The following is an 18222-nucleotide window of genomic DNA, read 5'->3' as shown; positions in this document are numbered from 1 at the left end:
GTGATATATTATTACTTGTCGCCGCGACAAAACGTTGCGAATGACGAACGTAATTAAGTTTTGCGGAAGTGGCTCAGCGGTAGAGCATCGCCTTGCCAAGGCGAGGGTCGCGGGTTCGATTCCCGTCTTCCGCTCCATATTTGCGGCCTTAGCTCAGCTGGATAGAGCGTTTGACTACGAATCAAAAGGTCAGGAGTTCGAATCTCTTAGGCCGCGCCACTTAATTACACTTCGGGATGTAGCTCAGCTTGGTAGAGCACCTGGTTTGGGACCAGGGGGTCGCATGTTCAAATCGTGTCATCCCGACCATTATATATGCGGGCGTAGTTCAATGGTAGAACTTTAGCCTTCCAAGCTAATAGCGTGGGTTCGATTCCCATCGCCCGCTCCATAACTAAGACATCGTAAAGCCTTGATCTTGATCAAGGCTTTTTTTGTTGTTCGCGCAGCGCTCCAAGCCTCGTGCATGCTCCGACTCCCCTATATATAATAGAAGTGATTGTTCGGCCTTCGTCTATGTGATGTAAGTCTATAGGTGCAGCTAGAGCTATGTTGTGTATATTAGGCTTCATAGCAGGCAATTCAGCGTATATATCCCTCGCTTTTATTTGCACTTTTCTTCTTTACCCATATATTACCCGAATATTCACTACGGCTTATAAATATGCCCCGCTATTTACATTATTCTGTCAGAGCTTCCGTCCCCTTGTTATACCCTTATATTGTAAAAACCTAGACCGCATTTAAATAAAGTTTATAGTATTACGATAATATTATTAGAGAGGGCACGCTATACATCAACGTTAATTAATTGGCAATACTAAGATTGTTCTCAATTATAGAAGAGTTTCCTATGAATCAAACACATTAAAGAATAGATAAAAAAGTTTGTACTTATTTACATGTATCACAATTTCCTGATTAAGCGCTTTCCATCTAAAAAAGAGGTCAAATTCAGCTATTTTTTAGATTAATTATGCTTGTAAGGCTTCTATGATGTTGTATTTTGTTGTATAATAAACGAAGTGATTTTTTTGCGAATAACTGAGAGTAATCTTACGAATATGGTTTATAGCTTGTATATTAAGCATGGTTTGTGAGTTTGCTGTACAGATCTGTGGGAGGAAGAGTATGTCGGATCAAAGCGTAACATCAACAGCGACTAATCGGACGCAATCTAACAATTTACTTAGACGCGATGTCCGTTACCTGGGCAATATACTCGGTGAAGTGCTCGTCCATCAAGGTGGACGTGAGCTTTTAGAATTAGTTGAACAAATCAGAGAGCAAAGCAAAGCGCTGCGCGCTGAATTTAGCCCTGAGTTGTTTGAAGACATGAAAAAAACAATTTCATCGCTTAGCTCAGAAAAGCGTCACCAAGTCATTCGTGCATTCGCGATTTATTTCCAGTTAGTCAACATTGCAGAACAAAACCATCGCATTAGAAGAAAACGTGATTACGAATTTTTAGCTGGTGAAGAGGTTCAAAATGGTTCGATTGAAAGTGCGATTAAAGCACTGAAGGATCGAAACATCTCGACTGAAGATATTGAAGATATGCTAGCGGGCATTTCATTAGAGCTTGTTATGACCGCACATCCAACGGAAGCTACGCGTCGTGCAGTATTGGATATTCATAAGCGCATTGCAGCAGATGTGATGGAGCTAGATAATCCTACACTAACCTATCGTGAGCGTGAGAAGCTGACTGAGAAGCTAATGAATGAAGTATTAATTCTATGGCAAACAGATGAGCTTCGTGATCGTAAGCCTACCGTTATAGATGAAGTTAAAAACGGCTTATATTATTTTGATGAAACATTATTTGATGCAATTCCAAGCGTATATGAAGAGCTTGAGCGTTGTTTAACTAAATATTATCCAGAGAAAAAATGGCATGTTCCTAGCTACTTGAGATTTGGCTCATGGATAGGAGGAGACCGTGACGGAAACCCTTCCGTAACGTCTGATGTCACTTGGCAGACCCTTACGCTGCATCGCCAATTAGCTGTTCAGAAATACGAGGAGCAGCTTCGTGAGATGATGAGTATGCTCAGCTTCAGCACCAATCTTGTTTCTGTAACGGATGAGCTGTTAGCTTCGATTGAGCAAGATCGTAGCGTTATCGATAATAAAACAACGGATCTATGGAGAAATCCAACGGAACCATATCGTGTTAAAATCGCTTTTATGATTGAAAAACTTTCAAATACAGTGGACCCAGAATCAGCAGAGGGCGCGCCTTATTATAGCAGCCCGGAAGAGCTAATGGTGGATCTTCGTATTATTGATCGTAGCTTACGCAATCACTATGCGGATTATTTTGCAGACACTTATTTGGCGAAGCTATTGCGTCAAGTGGAGCTATTCGGCTTCCATCTGATGACGCTAGATATTCGTCAGCATAGCCAAGAGCACGAAAATGCAATGACAGAAGTGCTTCACAAGCTAGGTATTGTGGATAACTATAGTGAATTGTCCGAAGATGAGAAAATTAAAGTGCTTGTCAAGCTGCTTGAGGATCAACGTCCACTTACATCTCATCATATTGAGTATTCTGCATCAACGCGTGAATGCTTGGATGTGTACGAGGTAGTAGCTAAAGCACAGAAAGAATTCGGTACAAACTGCATTACAAGCTATCTCATAAGTATGACGGAAGCAGTAAGCGATATGCTTGAGGTCATGGTATTTGCGAAGGAAGTTGGTTTGTTCCGCATAGATGAAGAAGGTAACGTCATCTGTACGATTCAAGCTGTACCTTTATTCGAGACGATCGAAGATCTACACGCTGCCCCAGCTATTATGAAGCAGCTGTTCGAAATTCCAATGTACCGCAAAGCGGTTGCTGCTCGTGGCAATATGCATGAAATTATGCTTGGCTATTCTGACAGCAACAAGGATGGCGGAGCCATTACTGCGAACTGGGAGCTTCGTATTGCTCTGAAGAGCATCACGAAGGCTGCAGGCGAGTATGATGTGAAGCTGAAATTCTTCCATGGTCGTGGCGGTTCACTAGGTCGTGGCGGTATGTCGCTTAATCGTAGTATTCTTGCGCAGCCTCCACATACAGTGGGCGCGGGCATTAAAATTACGGAGCAGGGCGAGGTTCTATCTTCTCGTTATTCCTTGCAGGGTATTGCGTCTCGTTCGCTAGAGCAAGCAACGTGGGCACTCATTACGAATGCTTTCCTTGCAAAATATCCTGATCAAGCGCCTCAGGTGGAGAAGGAATGGGAAGAGATTTCTGCTGAGATCTCCGAAACAGCATTGAATAAATACCAGGATCTGATCTTCCGTGATCCAGATTTCCTAACATTCCTTAAGGAATCAACGCCGCTTCAAGAAGTGGGAGAGCTGAATATCGGTTCTCGTCCATCAAAACGTAAAAACAGTGATCGTTTTGAGGATCTACGTGCGATTCCATGGGTATTCTCTTGGACACAAAGCCGTTATCTGCTGCCTGCTTGGTATGCTGCAGGTACTGCGCTTCAGCAGTATGTCGGCGGCGATGAGAAGAAGCTAGCTACACTTCAGACGATGTATGAGAAATTCCCATTCTTCCATAGTCTGATCAACAATCTGCAAATGGCACTTGCGAAAGCAGATATGCAGATCGCGTCTCAGTACGCTACGATGATTAAGGATGACACAGTCCGTGAAAGAATCTTCACGCAGATTGAGAAGGAATTTAAGCTTACGTCTGAGCTTATTCTTAAAATTACGAATCAAAACGAAATTCTTGATAATGTTCCAGTTATTCAAGAGTCGATTAAATTGCGCAACCCGTATGTTGATCCGCTTAGCTACTTGCAGGTTCAACTGCTTCAAGAGCTGCGTGCGATTCGTGAAACGGGCAATGACGATCAAGAGCTGCTTCGTGAAGTATTGCTTACGATTAATGGTATTGCAGCAGGCCTTCGTAATACGGGCTAATGCATGAATGTCTGATCCTGTATAGCATAATATATTGAATGAAAACCCTGTTCCGTCTGACGGAACAGGGTTTTCTGTTTAAAAGCTTGTAGTCTACTACTTAAATTACTTCGCTTGAATTAACTCTACTGAACATTTAACTTTGGTTGCTACCTATGTGTTCAAGTTTTATGTTGCTTTATAGTTCCTTTAAGTTTGATTTAAGGTGCAGCCTTCAATATAGAAGTATCCAATAAAGCGCAGCTCTGATTAACAGAGTAGCACATAGATACACAGATGAAGGGAGCTATGCATCATGCAAAACAAACATCTTCATGACCATACAACATTACAAACTAATCCACCTGCTGGTGAGGAACAGTTCGAAGCTTACTATCGTCAGCTGGAGAAATATTCACCATCGGGAGCAAAAAAACGAAAAAAGTCGAATCGATCTTATATCTCTTATATGTCCGCATTTTTAGCGGGTGCTTTGTTGATCGGAGGGCTAAGCTTTGCAGCGGATCGCTTGAATGTATTCACTGGTGGAATAGAGGCGGCCAGAGAAGCAGTAAGCTATAACTATAGTGGGGCAGGGCTGACAACAGCCTCGAATAAAACAGACGCGAAGACACCATCTGATGTATATGCAGAAGCTTCACCTGCGGTCGTGAAAATCCAAACCTATACCGCACCGCAGCGTTCAAGCATGTTCGATGATCCGCGAATGTGGCAATATTTCGGTATTATGCCGGAGCAGGATTCATCCCAGCATCAGCAGCAGGAGGGGAATGAGGACTCAATTCTGCAGCTAAGCGGCTCAGGGACAGGGTTTATTATAGATGAAGCAGGCTATATCGTTACGAATGCGCATGTAGTGTCAGAAGCTGAGAAGGTCGAGGTATTCGTTACAGGCTACGATGAGCCTATGGTTGCAACGGTTATGAACAGTGATACTGAGCTCGATATTGCACTGCTGCAGATTACGGCACCTGATCATCGATCGTTGCCGGCGCTAACGATCGCCAATTCAGATAATCTTGTCATCGGGGATTGGGTGATGGCGATTGGCAATCCATACGGCTATGATTATACGCTTACGATGGGCGTCATTAGTGCGAAAGAGCGACCGATTACCGTTCAAGATGAGAATGGCCAGCCTCAAACTATTGAGCATATGCTGCAAACGGATGCTGCGATTAACCCCGGGAACTCAGGAGGACCACTTCTTAACGAAACAGGAGAAGTGATTGGTATGAATACGGCGGTTAGCTCAGAGGCTCAAGGGATTGGCTTCGCGATTCCATCTAATATCATTGTCGAATATATTGAAGGGATTGCATCAGCCGTAACGACACAATAAAATATTTCTGAAGATTCGAGACATAAGGCTCGAATCTTTTTCTATTATAGGATAAAATATATGAATAATGATCAGACGTACCATGAGACGTTTGGAGGAATAGTGGAGTGAATTTATTAGAGAGTCAGCTCGTAAAGCTGGCATTGAAAGGCGATCAGGCTGCTTTTGCAGAGCTTGTAGATCTGTATCAGGAAAAGCTTTATCACATGGCCTATCGGATGCTTAACAATCGTCAGGAGGCTGAGGATGTTGTACAGGATACGTTCCTGCGTGTCTATAACAACTTAGAGCGATATATCGATACGATGAAGTTTTCTACGTGGATTTATCGCATTGCTACGAATTTATGTATTGATCGGCTTCGAAAACGTAAGCCTATTTATTCTTTGGATGCAGAGTCGTCAGAATATGAAGGTCTGGACGGTTATTCCATGATCCCAAGCGACAATCGCACCCCAGAATCTGAGTTGTTACTATCTGAAACTCAGCGTATTATTCACCAGGCGATTGATTCTTTACCGCCCAAATACAAAACCGTTATGATATTACGTTATATTCATGAGCTATCGCTACAAGAGGTAGGAGATATATTGGACATGCCAGTCACAACGATTAAAACAAGAGTCCACCGCGGGCGTGAATTTTTACGCAAAAAGCTGGAGTATCGCTTATAAGCTGCATTCGAAAAATAATGCAGCATTCTTTTGAAACATATTCGAGAATATTTCGTATTGCTAATAAGGCTAAAAAGCATGACCATAAGACGGAAAGAGGGCTGGCTGCTATGAATTGTAAGGTAGCGGTTGAATTCATTCATCAATACCTAGACGGTGAGCTTGAAGGTAATCAGCATGAACAGTTAAAGTCGCATTTGAATCAATGCGATAGCTGTATGAAAACATACGAGCAATATGAACGGACAGATGCGCTTGCGAAGTATACACTGCAATCATCGATTGTAAGTGAGCGCAGCACTGCAGATGCTACGAAGCTAAGGCAATCGATTCTTGCGCAGTTGCCAACGAAGCACCAAACGAAATCCAAAGCGAGATTTGTTCGCTGGTTATATCGTTACCCTGGTCTAACGGCGGCTGCTGTATTTATTGCAGTGATGATTGTAAGCTTGTTTGCATCGTGGGATCAGGACTCAAAATTGATCATTTCTGCCTCCCAGGACGACCTTCAGCATGTAGTTATTCAAGGAAATACAATAATTGTGCCAGAAGGCATCGAGTTGACTGGCGATTTGGTTGTAGAAAATGGTATAGTTGAGGTGAAGGGTGCGGTTAGCGGTAATGTTACCGTTATCGATGGCAAGATGGTACTAGCCTCAACAGGACATATTGCAGGACAAAGCAAAGTCATCGATCAAGCATTGGATTGGTTCTGGTATAAGGTAACTTCATCTTTTAATGAAGTGATTCCACAGTAATCGACAAAGCTCCCCTTTTCTAGGGGAGTTTTTATTTTTTTTGCTAGATAAAGGATTTTACTTCGACAATATCGAAAGCAATAAGAGGCTTCGTGTTTAGCATTCGTCTTATTGGCAGTTGGGGGTTGAGCGATGAATTATTTTGCGGATTCCACATGGCAGGATTGGGTTAAAGATATCATTGATGTGGGGATCGTCGCTTTTATTATATATAAAATGATGCTGCTTGTACGTGGAACACGAGCAGTACAGCTGCTGAAAGGGATCTTTGTGCTCGTAGCGACGTGGGCAATCAGCACATGGTTTGATCTTTATACATTAAAATGGTTAATGAATCAGATGTTCACCTTCGGTATTGTTACGGTGCTCATCATTTTCCAGCCTGAATTACGAAGGGTATTGGAGCAGCTTGGACGAGGCAATTTGTTTTCGCGAAGCTCTACGCTCGATCGTACTGATCTAAATGAGCAGATTGATGAAATTATTAGAGCAGTTCGCTCTATGTCAAAGCGTAAAATCGGGGCACTCATCGTCTTCGAGCGAAAAACTGGGGTTACAGAAATGATTGAGTCAGGGATTGCCCTCGAATCAAAAATATCCTCAGAGCTGTTATTGAATATTTTTACGCCGAATTCTCCGTTGCATGATGGGGCAGTTATTATTCGAGCTAATCAGATTATGGCTGCTGGCTGTTATCTGCCGTTGTCTGAGAACCCGTTCATCAGCAAGGAACTCGGAACGCGACATCGTGCAGCAATTGGAGTGAGTGAGGTCAGCGATGCGATCTCATTAATCGTTTCAGAGGAGACAGGACAAGTGTCGCTGTCGATCAACGGAATGATTGTCCGCGATATTAATGAAGAATCTTTAATTTCTAAGCTGTATGAGGAGCTATCTCCAAGTAAAGAGTCAACCAAGAAGGAATTTAATTGGTTTAGACGCAAAAAGGAGGGTGAGCATGGATAAATTATTAAATCATCCTACCTCATTGAAAGTCATCGCTGTATTAGTGGCTTTATTGATTTGGGTTGTTGTACATATCGACCCAGAAACTTCTCCGCAGTCCGTAACGTCTAATACAGATACGAAGGTAATTGAAGCAGCAGCTATCGTGCATGAAGGTCTGAATACGGATAAATATATACTTACCGCCATGGAGCCGACCGTAGCACGATTAGTCGTAGAAGGGCGGATCTCAAGCCTGCTGGCGGCTAATAACGATGATTACGTCGTTAAGCTTGATCTAACAGGGGTCGGCCCTGGTATTCAGGAGCTGCCGCTGACGGTCGATCTGCCATCAGGAATACGAGATATTGAAATTTCGCCTCGCGTAGTGATGGTCCAGATCGAGGAGCTTGAAACTCAGACGCATGAAGTGAAGGTGCTAACCGAAGGAACACCTGCAGAAGGCTATTTAATTGGTGAATCCTCGATTATTGGCGACACAGGTAATGTCGTTGAAGTGACGATGCCGAAGGATGATTATGCTCGCCTCGGTATGGTTGCTGTGACGGTTGATGTAAGTGGCGCTGATGCTGCTGTAGTGAACAAAAAGGCGAAGGTGGTTGCCTATGACACGCAAGGCAATCCGATTAATAATGTGACCATTGTTCCCGACACATTAACTGCAGAGACAAAAATTACACTGCCATCCAAGGAAGTGCCTGTTCAGCTGCGTTATACAGGCACCTTGCCGGAGGGCTATAGCTTAGTATCGATCAGCACACCTCAGCAATCGGTTACGATTAACGCCATGCAAGCAAAGCTCGACGAGGTGGCGATGTTCGATGGGTTTATCCTGGATCTTTCCAAAGTGAAGGAAACAGGTCAAATCATGGTGAAGGCAGAAAAAACAGATGGGATCGCTGCGGTTACTCCAGAAGAGATTCCTGTTAACATCGTCATTGAGGCGACAGAGCAGCGAACGATGTCGAATATTCCAGTTACGCTGATTGGACTAGCTGATGACCTGAAGGCAAGCATAGACAACTCAAGTAATGGGCGCATCCCTGTGAATATAAAAGGGGCGACAACGCTGCTGCAAAGGCTGAGAGCTTCAGATATTAAGCTTTCACTCGATGTCACTGGACTTGCCGTCGGAACGCATGAGCTGACCGTTGATGCACAACTGCCTGCATATTTACAGATTGCCGAGACCGATGAATTTTCACTATCTGTCACCGTGAAAATTAGCAGCACAGAAGAGGTAGATGCATTAAATAACGACCCGAATCGAAATGACGGCACGCAGCAGGAGACAGATCAAAAGCAGCCAGACGGGGGTAGCGGCTCAACAGGCGCTACCTCCGGTAATGACGGTGTGAAGAAGCCTCAGGATGAGGAAGATAGCACAGAGAATGAGACTGCAGGTCCTAGTCCTAGCGACAAGCCAGATTCGAAGGACGAGAATGGCAGCACCGATGACGGAGAAGCTGAACCTAGTCCAACACCTTAAATTAGCAAAAACGATTATCGCAGAATAGATTAATAAATCGTAACAAATAAACTCGTAATAAAAGGGAGAAGAACGATGGGGAAATACTTTGGAACAGATGGTGTACGTGGAGTAGCAAATACGGAGCTTACACCAGAATTGGCATATAAAATTGGTCGCTGTGGAGGTTATGTGCTCACACGTACAGCTGCTAAGCCGAAGGTAGTAATCGGTCGAGATACACGTATTTCTGGTCAAATGCTTGAAGCAGCACTTACATCTGGACTATTGTCCATTGGTGCGGATGTTATTCGCGTTGGCGTCGTATCCACACCAGCTGTAGCTTACTTAACGAAGGAATTAAAGGCGGATGCAGGGGTTATGATCTCAGCTTCGCATAATCCGGTACAGGATAACGGAATTAAGTTTTTCGCAGGCGATGGCTTCAAGCTATCTGATGAAACAGAGCTTGAGATCGAAGCTTTAATTGATGCAGAGGTTGATGAGCTGCCTCGCCCAATTGGCGGAGATGTTGGTTCGCGTATTGATGCACGTGAGCTTGCACAGAAGTATGTGGAGTACTTGAAAACTACAGTAGCAAGCACATTCGATGGATTGAAAATTGTGCTGGACTGCGCACATGGCTCTGCCTATGAGCTAGCTCCGCAAATTTTCAGAGAGCTCGGAGCGGACATCATTACGGTTGGGGCAGAGCCAGATGGCAAAAACATTAACGATGGCGTAGGATCAACACATCCAGAGTATTTGCGTGAGCAGGTATTAGCGAATAATGCAGACTTTGGCCTGTCCTTCGATGGCGATGCAGACCGCTTAATCGCAGTTGATGAGAAGGGTGAAGAAGTCGATGGCGACTTTATTCTATGCATCATTGGCGATCGTATGAAGCGTGAAGGCAGACTCAAGAATGACACCGTCGTTACAACGGTTATGGCGAATATTGGCTTCTTCAAGGGCGCAGAGAGCATTGGACTTAAGACAGCTCAAACTGCTGTTGGCGACCGTTATGTGATGGAGGAAATGCGTCGTGGCGGCTATAACCTAGGCGGTGAGCAATCCGGACACGTTATATTCCTAGACTATATTACGACGGGTGACGGTATTCTTACGGCACTTCAGCTGGTTGACACGATAAAGCAATCAGGCAAAAAGCTGTCTGAGCTAAAAACACTGATGCGTAAATATCCGCAGCAGCTTGTTAACGTGCGTGTTGCAGACAAGAGCTTGTATCAAGGCAACGAAGCGATTCTAAAAGCAGTAGCTGAGGTTGAGGCTGAGCTTGGCGACAACGGTCGTGTGCTCGTTCGTCCATCCGGTACAGAATCGTTAATTCGCGTCATGGCTGAAGGTCCTGACAAGGAGCTTGTCGATGCTTACGTTGATCGTATTGCGAAAGTCGTGAAGGAACAATTAGGTTAAATTTTTTTAACAACGAAAAAGTACAGAGCTGGAGAGCGATGGCGGGTGCTGTCCACTTCAGCTCTTGTCCATTTCATAATAAATTGTTGCATCCAAGCATGAAAATGAATATGATAGATATTATGATTCTAGAAGGAAAGCGAGGATAGAGGTTACAAAGCAACATAAGCGCCAGAGCTTAACGATCGGAGAACAGGACAGTGGGCCTGTAATGTTAAGCTGACGAGGTAAAGGTGTTCGAAACATTCGGCGGGGACCTTTCGGTAATCCAGACAACCGTAAGCTAGACTGCAAAGCGATTGGGCAACTGATCGTACAAACAGCTAGCTGTCTGCAAAACCAACTTTGATCACGAAGCAATACTTAACGTGATGTCGACATCGAATATTGAATTCAGCCAGGTCTTCGGATGCTCACGTACCAAATACGTACGCTCCGCTTCCTCAGACCTTAGCTTTATCCAATATTCTCGGTGCTGAAAGCTGGTTTACTGTATGAAAATTAAAAAATAAATGAATGTGATCGTTCGAATCTAGCTTCTGCTTACTAGGGAGAGTAGGTGGTTGCTGGGTTGGGGGAACTGTATTAAGATTGCCCATTTCATAGAGTACCACCTACACAAGACAAGTGTTGGCATAACATCCCTTGAGCATAGAAGCTTAAGGGGCAGCACATCCTATAGCATAAGCAGCTAGATGATGTGAGCGATGCACAATACGGAGGATTACAATTATGTGTGGTATTGTAGGATATATTGGTAACGGTGAAACACAAGAAATTTTGCTATCTGGCTTGAAAAAGCTTGAATATCGTGGTTATGATTCTGCAGGTATTGCAGTGTTTACTGAGCAAGGCCTTGAGATTCAAAAAGCTAAGGGCCGCATTGCTAATTTGGAAGAAAAGCTTGATGGTGCACCATTACACGGTACAGCAGGTATTGGCCATACTCGCTGGGCAACGCACGGCAGACCTTCAGATGTCAACTCTCATCCGCATACAGATAACTCGCATCAATTTTCCGTTGTTCATAACGGTATTATTGAGAATTATCTAGATCTTAAAGAGGAATTGATCGCGAAGGGTCATGTATTTGTATCTGAGACGGACACAGAGGTTGTATCTCATCTAATTGCAGATGAGTATGATGGCAATCTTGTTGAAGCAGTGCAACGTGCGACTAAGCGTATGAGAGGTGCATTTGCTCTTGGCGTGCTTACGTCTCATGAGCCAGAAAAGCTTGTTGCTGTTCGTTATGCAAGTCCACTTATTATCGGAGTAGGGAAAGGCGAGAACTTTATCGGTTCCGACATTCCAGCTATTCTTGAATATACCCGTGACGTTTATATTTTAGATGACGGTGAAATGGCTGTGCTTACAGCTAATGGTGTAGAGCTGCTTAACCTAAGTGGTGAAACAATCGCCAAAGATATTATGCATATCGATTGGGATCTTGTCACTGCGGAAAAAGCAGGCTTTGACCACTTCATGCTAAAAGAAATTTATGAGCAGCCAAAGGCTTATCGTGAAACGATGCTTGGCCGTGTTGCTGAGGATGGTCAGTCCGTTAACCTTAGCAAAGAGCTCGAAATGAACGACGACTATGTGAAGTCGATCAATAAGGTTCATATTGTTGCCTGCGGTACTGCATATCATGCAGGACTTGTTGGTAAAAGTGTTATTGAATCATTAGCGCGTATCCCAGTTGAGACCGATGTTGCATCTGAGTACCGCTATCGTAATCCAATTATTACACCAGATACTCTTGTGATCGTTGTAAGTCAATCTGGTGAAACAGCAGATACACTCGCAGCAATGCGTGAAGCACAACGTAATGGTGCGCGCGTGCTAGCGATTACGAACGTTGTTGGATCATCTGTCGCTCGTGAAGCGGATGATGTACTTGTTACTTGGGCTGGACCTGAGATCGCTGTTGCTTCTACAAAAGCATATTCTTCACAATTGATTGCATTCTACTTGTTTGGTCTTCATCTTGCCCGTGTACGTGGTACACAAACTTCAGAGCAAATGGCACATATCATTGAAGCTCTGACTGCTCTCCCGGAGCAAGTAGAAGAAATCTTGAAGCAATCTGCTGTATTGAAGCAAGTAGCGGAATCGATGTCCCATCATACAAGTTTGTTTTTCATCGGCCGTGGCGTGGACTATGCGGTTGCACAGGAAGGCTCCTTGAAGCTGAAGGAAATCTCCTATATTCACTCTGAAGCATATGCAGCCGGTGAATTGAAGCATGGTACACTTGCGCTTATCGAGGACGATATTCCAGTTATTGCGCTCATCTCACAAGAGGATCTGTACGAGAAGACGCTAAGCAATATTAAGGAAGTAAAAGCACGCGGTGCGCATGTGCTTGCGGTAACGAATCAAGGGTTTGAGGACGAGGTAGCGAAGTCTGTAGACGAAGTATTCTCTATTCCGAAAACATTGCCGGTGCTAACACCAGCTCTAGCTGTAGTGCCGCTGCAGTTGATCAGCTACTACGCATCACTTGCACTAGGTCATGACGTGGATAAACCTCGTAACCTTGCGAAGAGCGTGACTGTGGAATAGGGTTCGAGTGAGGGGTAACTCACTTGTCCAGTGATAAAAAAGTATGGAACCAGTAAAAAAAGTTTGGAACCAATAAAGAAACTTTGGAACCAGTAAAAAAAGTGTGGAACTACAAATTCAGTCCCGATGAATTATTTCATCGGGACTTTTTATTTTAAGGAGAGGTTTCTAAATGAGTATTGGAGAAAGAGTTAAGCATGTACGAGAGTTAGTGAAATTAACCCAACAGCAATTTGCTAATGAAATAGAAATATCACAAGGCCGATTGAGCGAGATTGAGAAGAATAAATGTAAGCCCTCAGCAGAAACTTTAATATCTTTATCTAAGAAGTATGATATTAATTTGAATTGGCTCTTATTAGGTGAAGGTAGGCCGAATAAATCATAATAAAGTATAAATGGTTAAAGAAAATTAAGTATTTTCTTAGTGCTTAAATTAAGTTAAGGATCTATTTAAAACACTACATGCTACTCGCGTATATGCTTTAATTAATAATGGGAAGTGGTAATATAATGAGTAGGACATAGCCCAAGCGAAGGCGCGGGAGCGTCCTTTATTATTGAACTAAGGTGCAGGTTTGTGGAAAAAGGAAAAAGAAGTATTTACCTTTTACTACTATTGATTTTATTGCCTGTCTAATATATAATCATAAAAAAATAATTTACTTTATATAAAATTCTATGAAGAGAAAGAGTACGTTATTATTTCTGTTCCAAAGAGAGCTGGTGTTTTGCTGAAAACCAGTGTTCAGATAATAACCGAAAATCATCTCTGAGAAGTAAAGCCGAATGTTTAGTAAGCTTTATCGGTTTCCTCCGTTACAAGGGACAACGTATGAATGTACGTTTGTAAAGGGTAATAAAATGTTTTCAAACATCTTATTAAACAAGAGTGGTACCGCGAGTTTCAATCTCGTCTCTTACTGAGACGGGATTTTTTGTTTTTTAGCAATAAAAATCTAAAGAAAAGCAGGTGAAGGCGTAATGAAGACGCTACTATTTGTAACAGATTTATATTATGAAGCAAAAGGAAGAAACTATTATGAAGAGGATTTATTTCTAACTTCAAAACTTAGAGAAGCCTTTAATTTAGTCATCTGTCATCCTGAAGATATTGAAGCATTTGAAGATAATGCTGATTTAATTGTTTTCCGAAATGCAGGTCCAGTCGCAAATTTTAAAGACAAATATGAAGCATTCCGCAGCCGAATTGTTTCTAAACATTTAAACACATATAATTCGTTTGACGGGAAGGCTGATATGAACGGAAAAGAATATTTAATTGAACTAACAAATGCTCATTTTCCTGTTATTCCAACCATTGATACCCTTGATTCCCTAAATAAACTTCCTAGTGTGGACATGTATATCGTAAAGCCGAAAGATGGAGCAGACTCTATCGGGATGGAATTTGTTACAAAAGATGAACTGAGTGAAAAAGTTAATTCAGAATCGAAAAATACATTGGTACAACCATTTATCAATTTTGAATATGAAGTCTCATTTTATTTTATCGACAAAGAATTTCAGTATGCTCTTTATGCACCAGATAAAGATAAAAGATGGGAATTGAAAGAGTATGTACCTACGGAAGAAGATCTAGCTTTTGCTAAACGATTTATTGAATGGAACAATCTTGATTGGGGAATTCAACGAGTTGATGCTTGTCGGAATGAGCAAGGGGAGCTTTTATTAGTCGAATTGGAAGATTTAAACCCTTACCTTTCCCTATTAGAATTATCTGCTGAAACACGTCAGAATTTAGTGGAAACAATGAAAAAATCATTACAAAAAGCTCTCCAAGCCTAATCATAATCAAATAGTTTATTAAGCTAACGGAGAACGTTAGTTGAACGAGAAACTTTTATTACTTTAGATAAAAGTGCTAATAGAGATTGGTACCAGTTAACCACTGAGTCTAATGTGGAGCCTAAAAAGACTTCTATAAAGTATTTGCGGTAACTGGTACGGTATTTAGAAGGATTTGGTCGCTAATAGGCGTATATATACAATGTGCAGTGACCTCTAAGGGAACAACCGCCCAGAATAGGTTTGGAGCCAGCAGGGAATGACCTCTTGGACTTCTTTAACAGAAATGAGGCGCTCCATGTATCGAGAAAATAAAGTTGTAGACTAAAAAATAAAGGATTAGACTGACGGTATGTATTAAGCTATTTGGCAGGATAACGTGGTGAATATAAGATATGTAATCGTGTGAATATATGCCATCGATATAATACATATTATAGATGCTGAGTTGCTTGAATGGTGTCAACTGCACAGATTTATGTTCAGTAGCGAAGAATATCGACCTGGACAATTATTTTTTTTAGCCAATAGCTTCTGATTGAATCTGTTGACACAAACAATTTTATCGTGATATATTTAGTGGGCTAAGTATTTATTCATTGACTGCTTAGGAGGTTAATAATGAAAGATACAGTAGACTGTGATATTCGTCAGTCGTTAGATAGGATTTCCTCCCAAATGCGTCGAGATTATAGCGAGTCTCTAAGGGAACTTAACCTTTATGTAGGACAAGATAATTTACTTTCTCGTTTGTGGGTAGGTGATGGAATAACACAAATGCAACTATGTGAACACTTAAAATGCGAACCACCTACAATAACAAATATGGTTAAATCACTGGAGCAAAACGGATTCATATACCGTGAACGCGATAAACAAGACGCAAGAGTTATGAGGATTTATCTAACGGATATTGGCAAAGAATTAGAGAAACCGGTTGAAATAAGATGGAAACAGCAGCAAGAAAAACTACTGCATACAATTTTACCAGAAGAGCGCTTATTATTAAGGAGACTATTGAAGCAAATGGAGAGTAACTTATTATAAGTTATCTCTTCCGTAGTTACTTAGTATGCTAACCAAAATTACTTAGTATGCTAAATAATTTGATCTACCTATTTAGAATAAAGGGAGAAGAGACATATGAAAAAGAGAAAAGAAATGCAACTAGCATTACAAATGGTTTCAGGGTACGGTGCCGAATTCAGCGCCTGGAGAATGCCTGGCACAGACCCAGCGGCTTACACGAATACGGATAGTTATGTGGAACGGGCAAAGTTAGCTGAAAAAGGAAAGTTTCAAATGATTTTTATTGCCGATACTCCTGCACTAACGAATGATTTAGGTCCTCAGACTCCCATGTTCCCTATGGACCCTATGTTAGCGCTAATGGCTGTAGCCAGAGAAACGAAACATATTGGGCTTGTTGCTACCCTCTCCACGACATTCAATTATCCATATAACATTGCACGTCAGTTCAAAGCATTAGATGTTATCAGTCATGGACGTGTAGGATGGAATGCGGTCACCACATCCGATCCATTAGCTGCAGCAAACTTCGGTGCTCAGATTGCTAATCGCAAGGAACGGTATGACATGGCTCATGAAAGCATACAAATTGTCCAAGCATTATGGGGAAGTTGGGAGGCAGACGCTTGGACTTTAGATGTAGAAGGTGGGAAATTTGCGGACATGAACAAGATTCAACCTATAAATCTCGAAGGCCAGTATTATGCATCTCGTGGTCCTTTGCCAATCCCACCTTCCGAGCAAGGTCAGCCCGTTATTTTCCAAGCAGGCGGAGGGAAAGAAGGATTAGAATTGGCGGGGAAGTACGCATCTGGTGTCTATGCGAATCCTTATGATATAGAATCTGCTCGTCGGCACAGGCAAGCGCTTCGACAAAGTGCTGTTCGATTTGGCCGAAATCCTGATGATATTAAAATGTATGCAGGATTTATGTTTTCGCTAGCCGCAACGGAAGGAGAAGCTTTAGAACGGCGAAGACAGCTTATGAGTTTTAATCCGGATGAGATTCCAAGCAGAGTAAGTTACCTTGGTTCCATGATTGGTATACCGCTATCAGTGAACGTGGTAGATATTGACCAGCCTTTAGCGGCTGACTTGTTGAATAATGCATACGCCAACCCGCGAGATCCGCGTTCCCCCAAGGCTTTACAGCTGTTGAAACAAGGGCTTTCCATTCGAGATGTTCTTGCGCATGGGGTTATAAACTACCATCCGGTAGTTGCAGGTACCCCCGTACAAGTTGCTGACTTCTTGGAAGAATGGTTTTTGGCTGGTGCATGTGACGGATTCTCAGTTGTTCCCGATATAGCCTATGATGGAGTTGCTGATTTTGTGGAACAGGTTGTCCCAATTTTGCAGGATCGCGGTTTGTTTCACAGAGAATATGAGGGCAAAACACTACGCGAGAATATGGGGGTTCCCTACGAATACGGAAGGCTGAAATAAAGAAAAATAAATAGAGGAGTGAATCAAATGAATAATACGATTGAATTGCTTCATAATCATTCATCTGTTCGGTCTTACACAGATCAACCACTGACAGAGGAACAAAGAGATGCAATCTTTAAGGCAGCTAATCAAACTTCATCATTCAGCCTTTTGCAAGTGGTCTCCATCATTAGAATTACAGATCCAGAACTACGAAAAAAAGTGATGAAACTTTCTGTAAATCAACCTTATATCGAAGAAGCAGCAGAGTTTTGGGTTTTTTGTGCAGATTTTAACCGAAATCATCAAATTGCCCCGAATGTTGACCTTGGATATATTGAATATCTTTTAATCGGCTCATTCGATGCTGGCCTAATGGCTCAAAATGCATTGACTGCAGCAGAATCCATGGGACTCGGTGGTGTTTATATTGGTGGAGTAAGAGCTAATATTACTGAATTAACCGAGGTATTAAATTTGCCAAAGTATGTGATTCCTTTAGTAGGGCTATGCATAGGAAATCCTGCTAGAGAGAAGCCAGGACTGAAACCGCGTTTGCCTCAATCGATGGTCATGTTTGATAATCAGTATCAATCTCTAGATGAAGAAAAATTAGCAGCATATGACCAACAGATGCGTGAATATTATCAAGATCGTCCTATTAAAGCGCCTTTCACAGTAAAGAAAGTAAAAGGATGGAAAGATCATATTGAGGATCATCTTGATAGAAGTAGACTCCCCTTAATGCTTGAGTATTTAAACAAACAAGGATTTGCTAAAAATTAATCTGATATTAATTAAACATAG

The 18222-nt window shown here is 42.3% G+C and carries 13 protein-coding genes, 4 tRNA genes and 1 other annotated feature; all 17 genes read left to right on the top strand.

What is annotated here, in order from left to right:
• The first annotated feature begins 62 nt into the window (after positions 1-62).
• The 17 genes from M3180_RS16625 to nfsA all read left to right on the top strand — a co-directional run bounded on the left by M3180_RS16625 (position 63) and on the right by nfsA (position 18201).
• A tRNA-Gly gene (locus M3180_RS16625) sits at positions 63-137 on the top strand.
• 5 nt (positions 138-142) lie between these two features.
• Positions 143-219: transfer RNA gene (locus M3180_RS16620), tRNA-Arg, on the top strand.
• A gap of 13 nt (positions 220-232) precedes the next feature.
• Positions 233-309, top strand: a tRNA-Pro gene (locus tag M3180_RS16615).
• 8 nt (positions 310-317) lie between these two features.
• Positions 318-391: transfer RNA gene (locus tag M3180_RS16610), tRNA-Gly, on the top strand.
• A gap of 740 nt (positions 392-1131) precedes the next feature.
• Positions 1132-3936, top strand: coding sequence for a phosphoenolpyruvate carboxylase (gene ppc, locus M3180_RS16605; RefSeq protein ID WP_251669573.1), 2805 nt, complete (start codon positions 1132-1134; stop codon positions 3934-3936).
• Positions 3937-4231: 295 nt separating this feature from the next.
• Positions 4232-5278, top strand: a complete 1047-nt coding sequence (locus M3180_RS16600) for a S1C family serine protease (protein ID WP_251669572.1) — start codon at positions 4232-4234, stop codon at positions 5276-5278.
• A 107-nt stretch (positions 5279-5385) separates the two neighbouring features.
• Positions 5386-5952: an RNA polymerase sigma factor SigW gene (gene sigW, locus M3180_RS16595; protein ID WP_251669571.1), complete on the top strand. Its 567-nt coding sequence runs from the start codon at positions 5386-5388 to the stop codon at positions 5950-5952.
• Positions 5953-6062: 110 nt separating this feature from the next.
• Complete coding sequence (locus M3180_RS16590; protein WP_251669569.1) at positions 6063-6710, top strand: zf-HC2 domain-containing protein; 648 nt, start codon at positions 6063-6065, stop codon at positions 6708-6710.
• 132 nt (positions 6711-6842) lie between these two features.
• Positions 6843-7676: a diadenylate cyclase CdaA gene (cdaA, locus tag M3180_RS16585; protein WP_251669567.1), complete on the top strand. Its 834-nt coding sequence runs from the start codon at positions 6843-6845 to the stop codon at positions 7674-7676.
• On the top strand, positions 7669-9165 hold the full coding sequence (locus M3180_RS16580) for a CdaR family protein (protein ID WP_251669565.1): 1497 nt from the start codon (positions 7669-7671) through the stop codon (positions 9163-9165). Before cdaA ends, M3180_RS16580 begins: the two co-directional genes overlap by 8 nt.
• A 75-nt stretch (positions 9166-9240) precedes the next feature.
• On the top strand, positions 9241-10581 hold the full coding sequence (gene glmM / locus M3180_RS16575; protein ID WP_251669563.1) for a phosphoglucosamine mutase: 1341 nt from the start codon (positions 9241-9243) through the stop codon (positions 10579-10581).
• 732 nt (positions 10582-11313) lie between these two features.
• Complete coding sequence (gene glmS, locus M3180_RS16570) at positions 11314-13149, top strand: glutamine--fructose-6-phosphate transaminase (isomerizing) (RefSeq protein ID WP_251669555.1); 1836 nt, start codon at positions 11314-11316, stop codon at positions 13147-13149.
• A gap of 172 nt (positions 13150-13321) precedes the next feature.
• On the top strand, positions 13322-13537 hold the full coding sequence (locus tag M3180_RS16565) for a helix-turn-helix domain-containing protein (RefSeq protein ID WP_251669553.1): 216 nt from the start codon (positions 13322-13324) through the stop codon (positions 13535-13537).
• A 284-nt stretch (positions 13538-13821) separates the two neighbouring features.
• Positions 13822-14073 (top strand) — a binding site (T-box leader).
• Between the two features lie 60 nt (positions 14074-14133).
• Entirely contained in the window at positions 14134-14958 is an 825-nt protein-coding gene (locus M3180_RS16560) for an ATP-grasp domain-containing protein (protein WP_251669551.1), read from the top strand.
• A 621-nt stretch (positions 14959-15579) separates the two neighbouring features.
• Positions 15580-16005, top strand: a complete 426-nt coding sequence (locus M3180_RS16555; protein ID WP_251669549.1) for a MarR family winged helix-turn-helix transcriptional regulator — start codon at positions 15580-15582, stop codon at positions 16003-16005.
• 96 nt (positions 16006-16101) lie between these two features.
• The gene (locus M3180_RS16550; RefSeq protein WP_251669547.1) at positions 16102-17433 is read left to right on the top strand and encodes an NtaA/DmoA family FMN-dependent monooxygenase; all 1332 of its coding nucleotides are present in this window, start codon (positions 16102-16104) and stop codon (positions 17431-17433) included.
• A gap of 27 nt (positions 17434-17460) precedes the next feature.
• Positions 17461-18201: an oxygen-insensitive NADPH nitroreductase gene (gene nfsA / locus M3180_RS16545; protein WP_251669539.1), complete on the top strand. Its 741-nt coding sequence runs from the start codon at positions 17461-17463 to the stop codon at positions 18199-18201.
• The last annotated feature ends 21 nt before the right edge of the window (positions 18202-18222 follow it).

The organism is Paenibacillus camelliae (assembly GCF_023715345.1).
GTDB classification, from domain to species: Bacteria; Bacillota; Bacilli; order Paenibacillales; family Paenibacillaceae; genus Pristimantibacillus; species Pristimantibacillus camelliae.
Note: the sequence above shows the minus strand (reverse complement) of the source record. Positions and strands in the feature narration are given on the sequence as shown.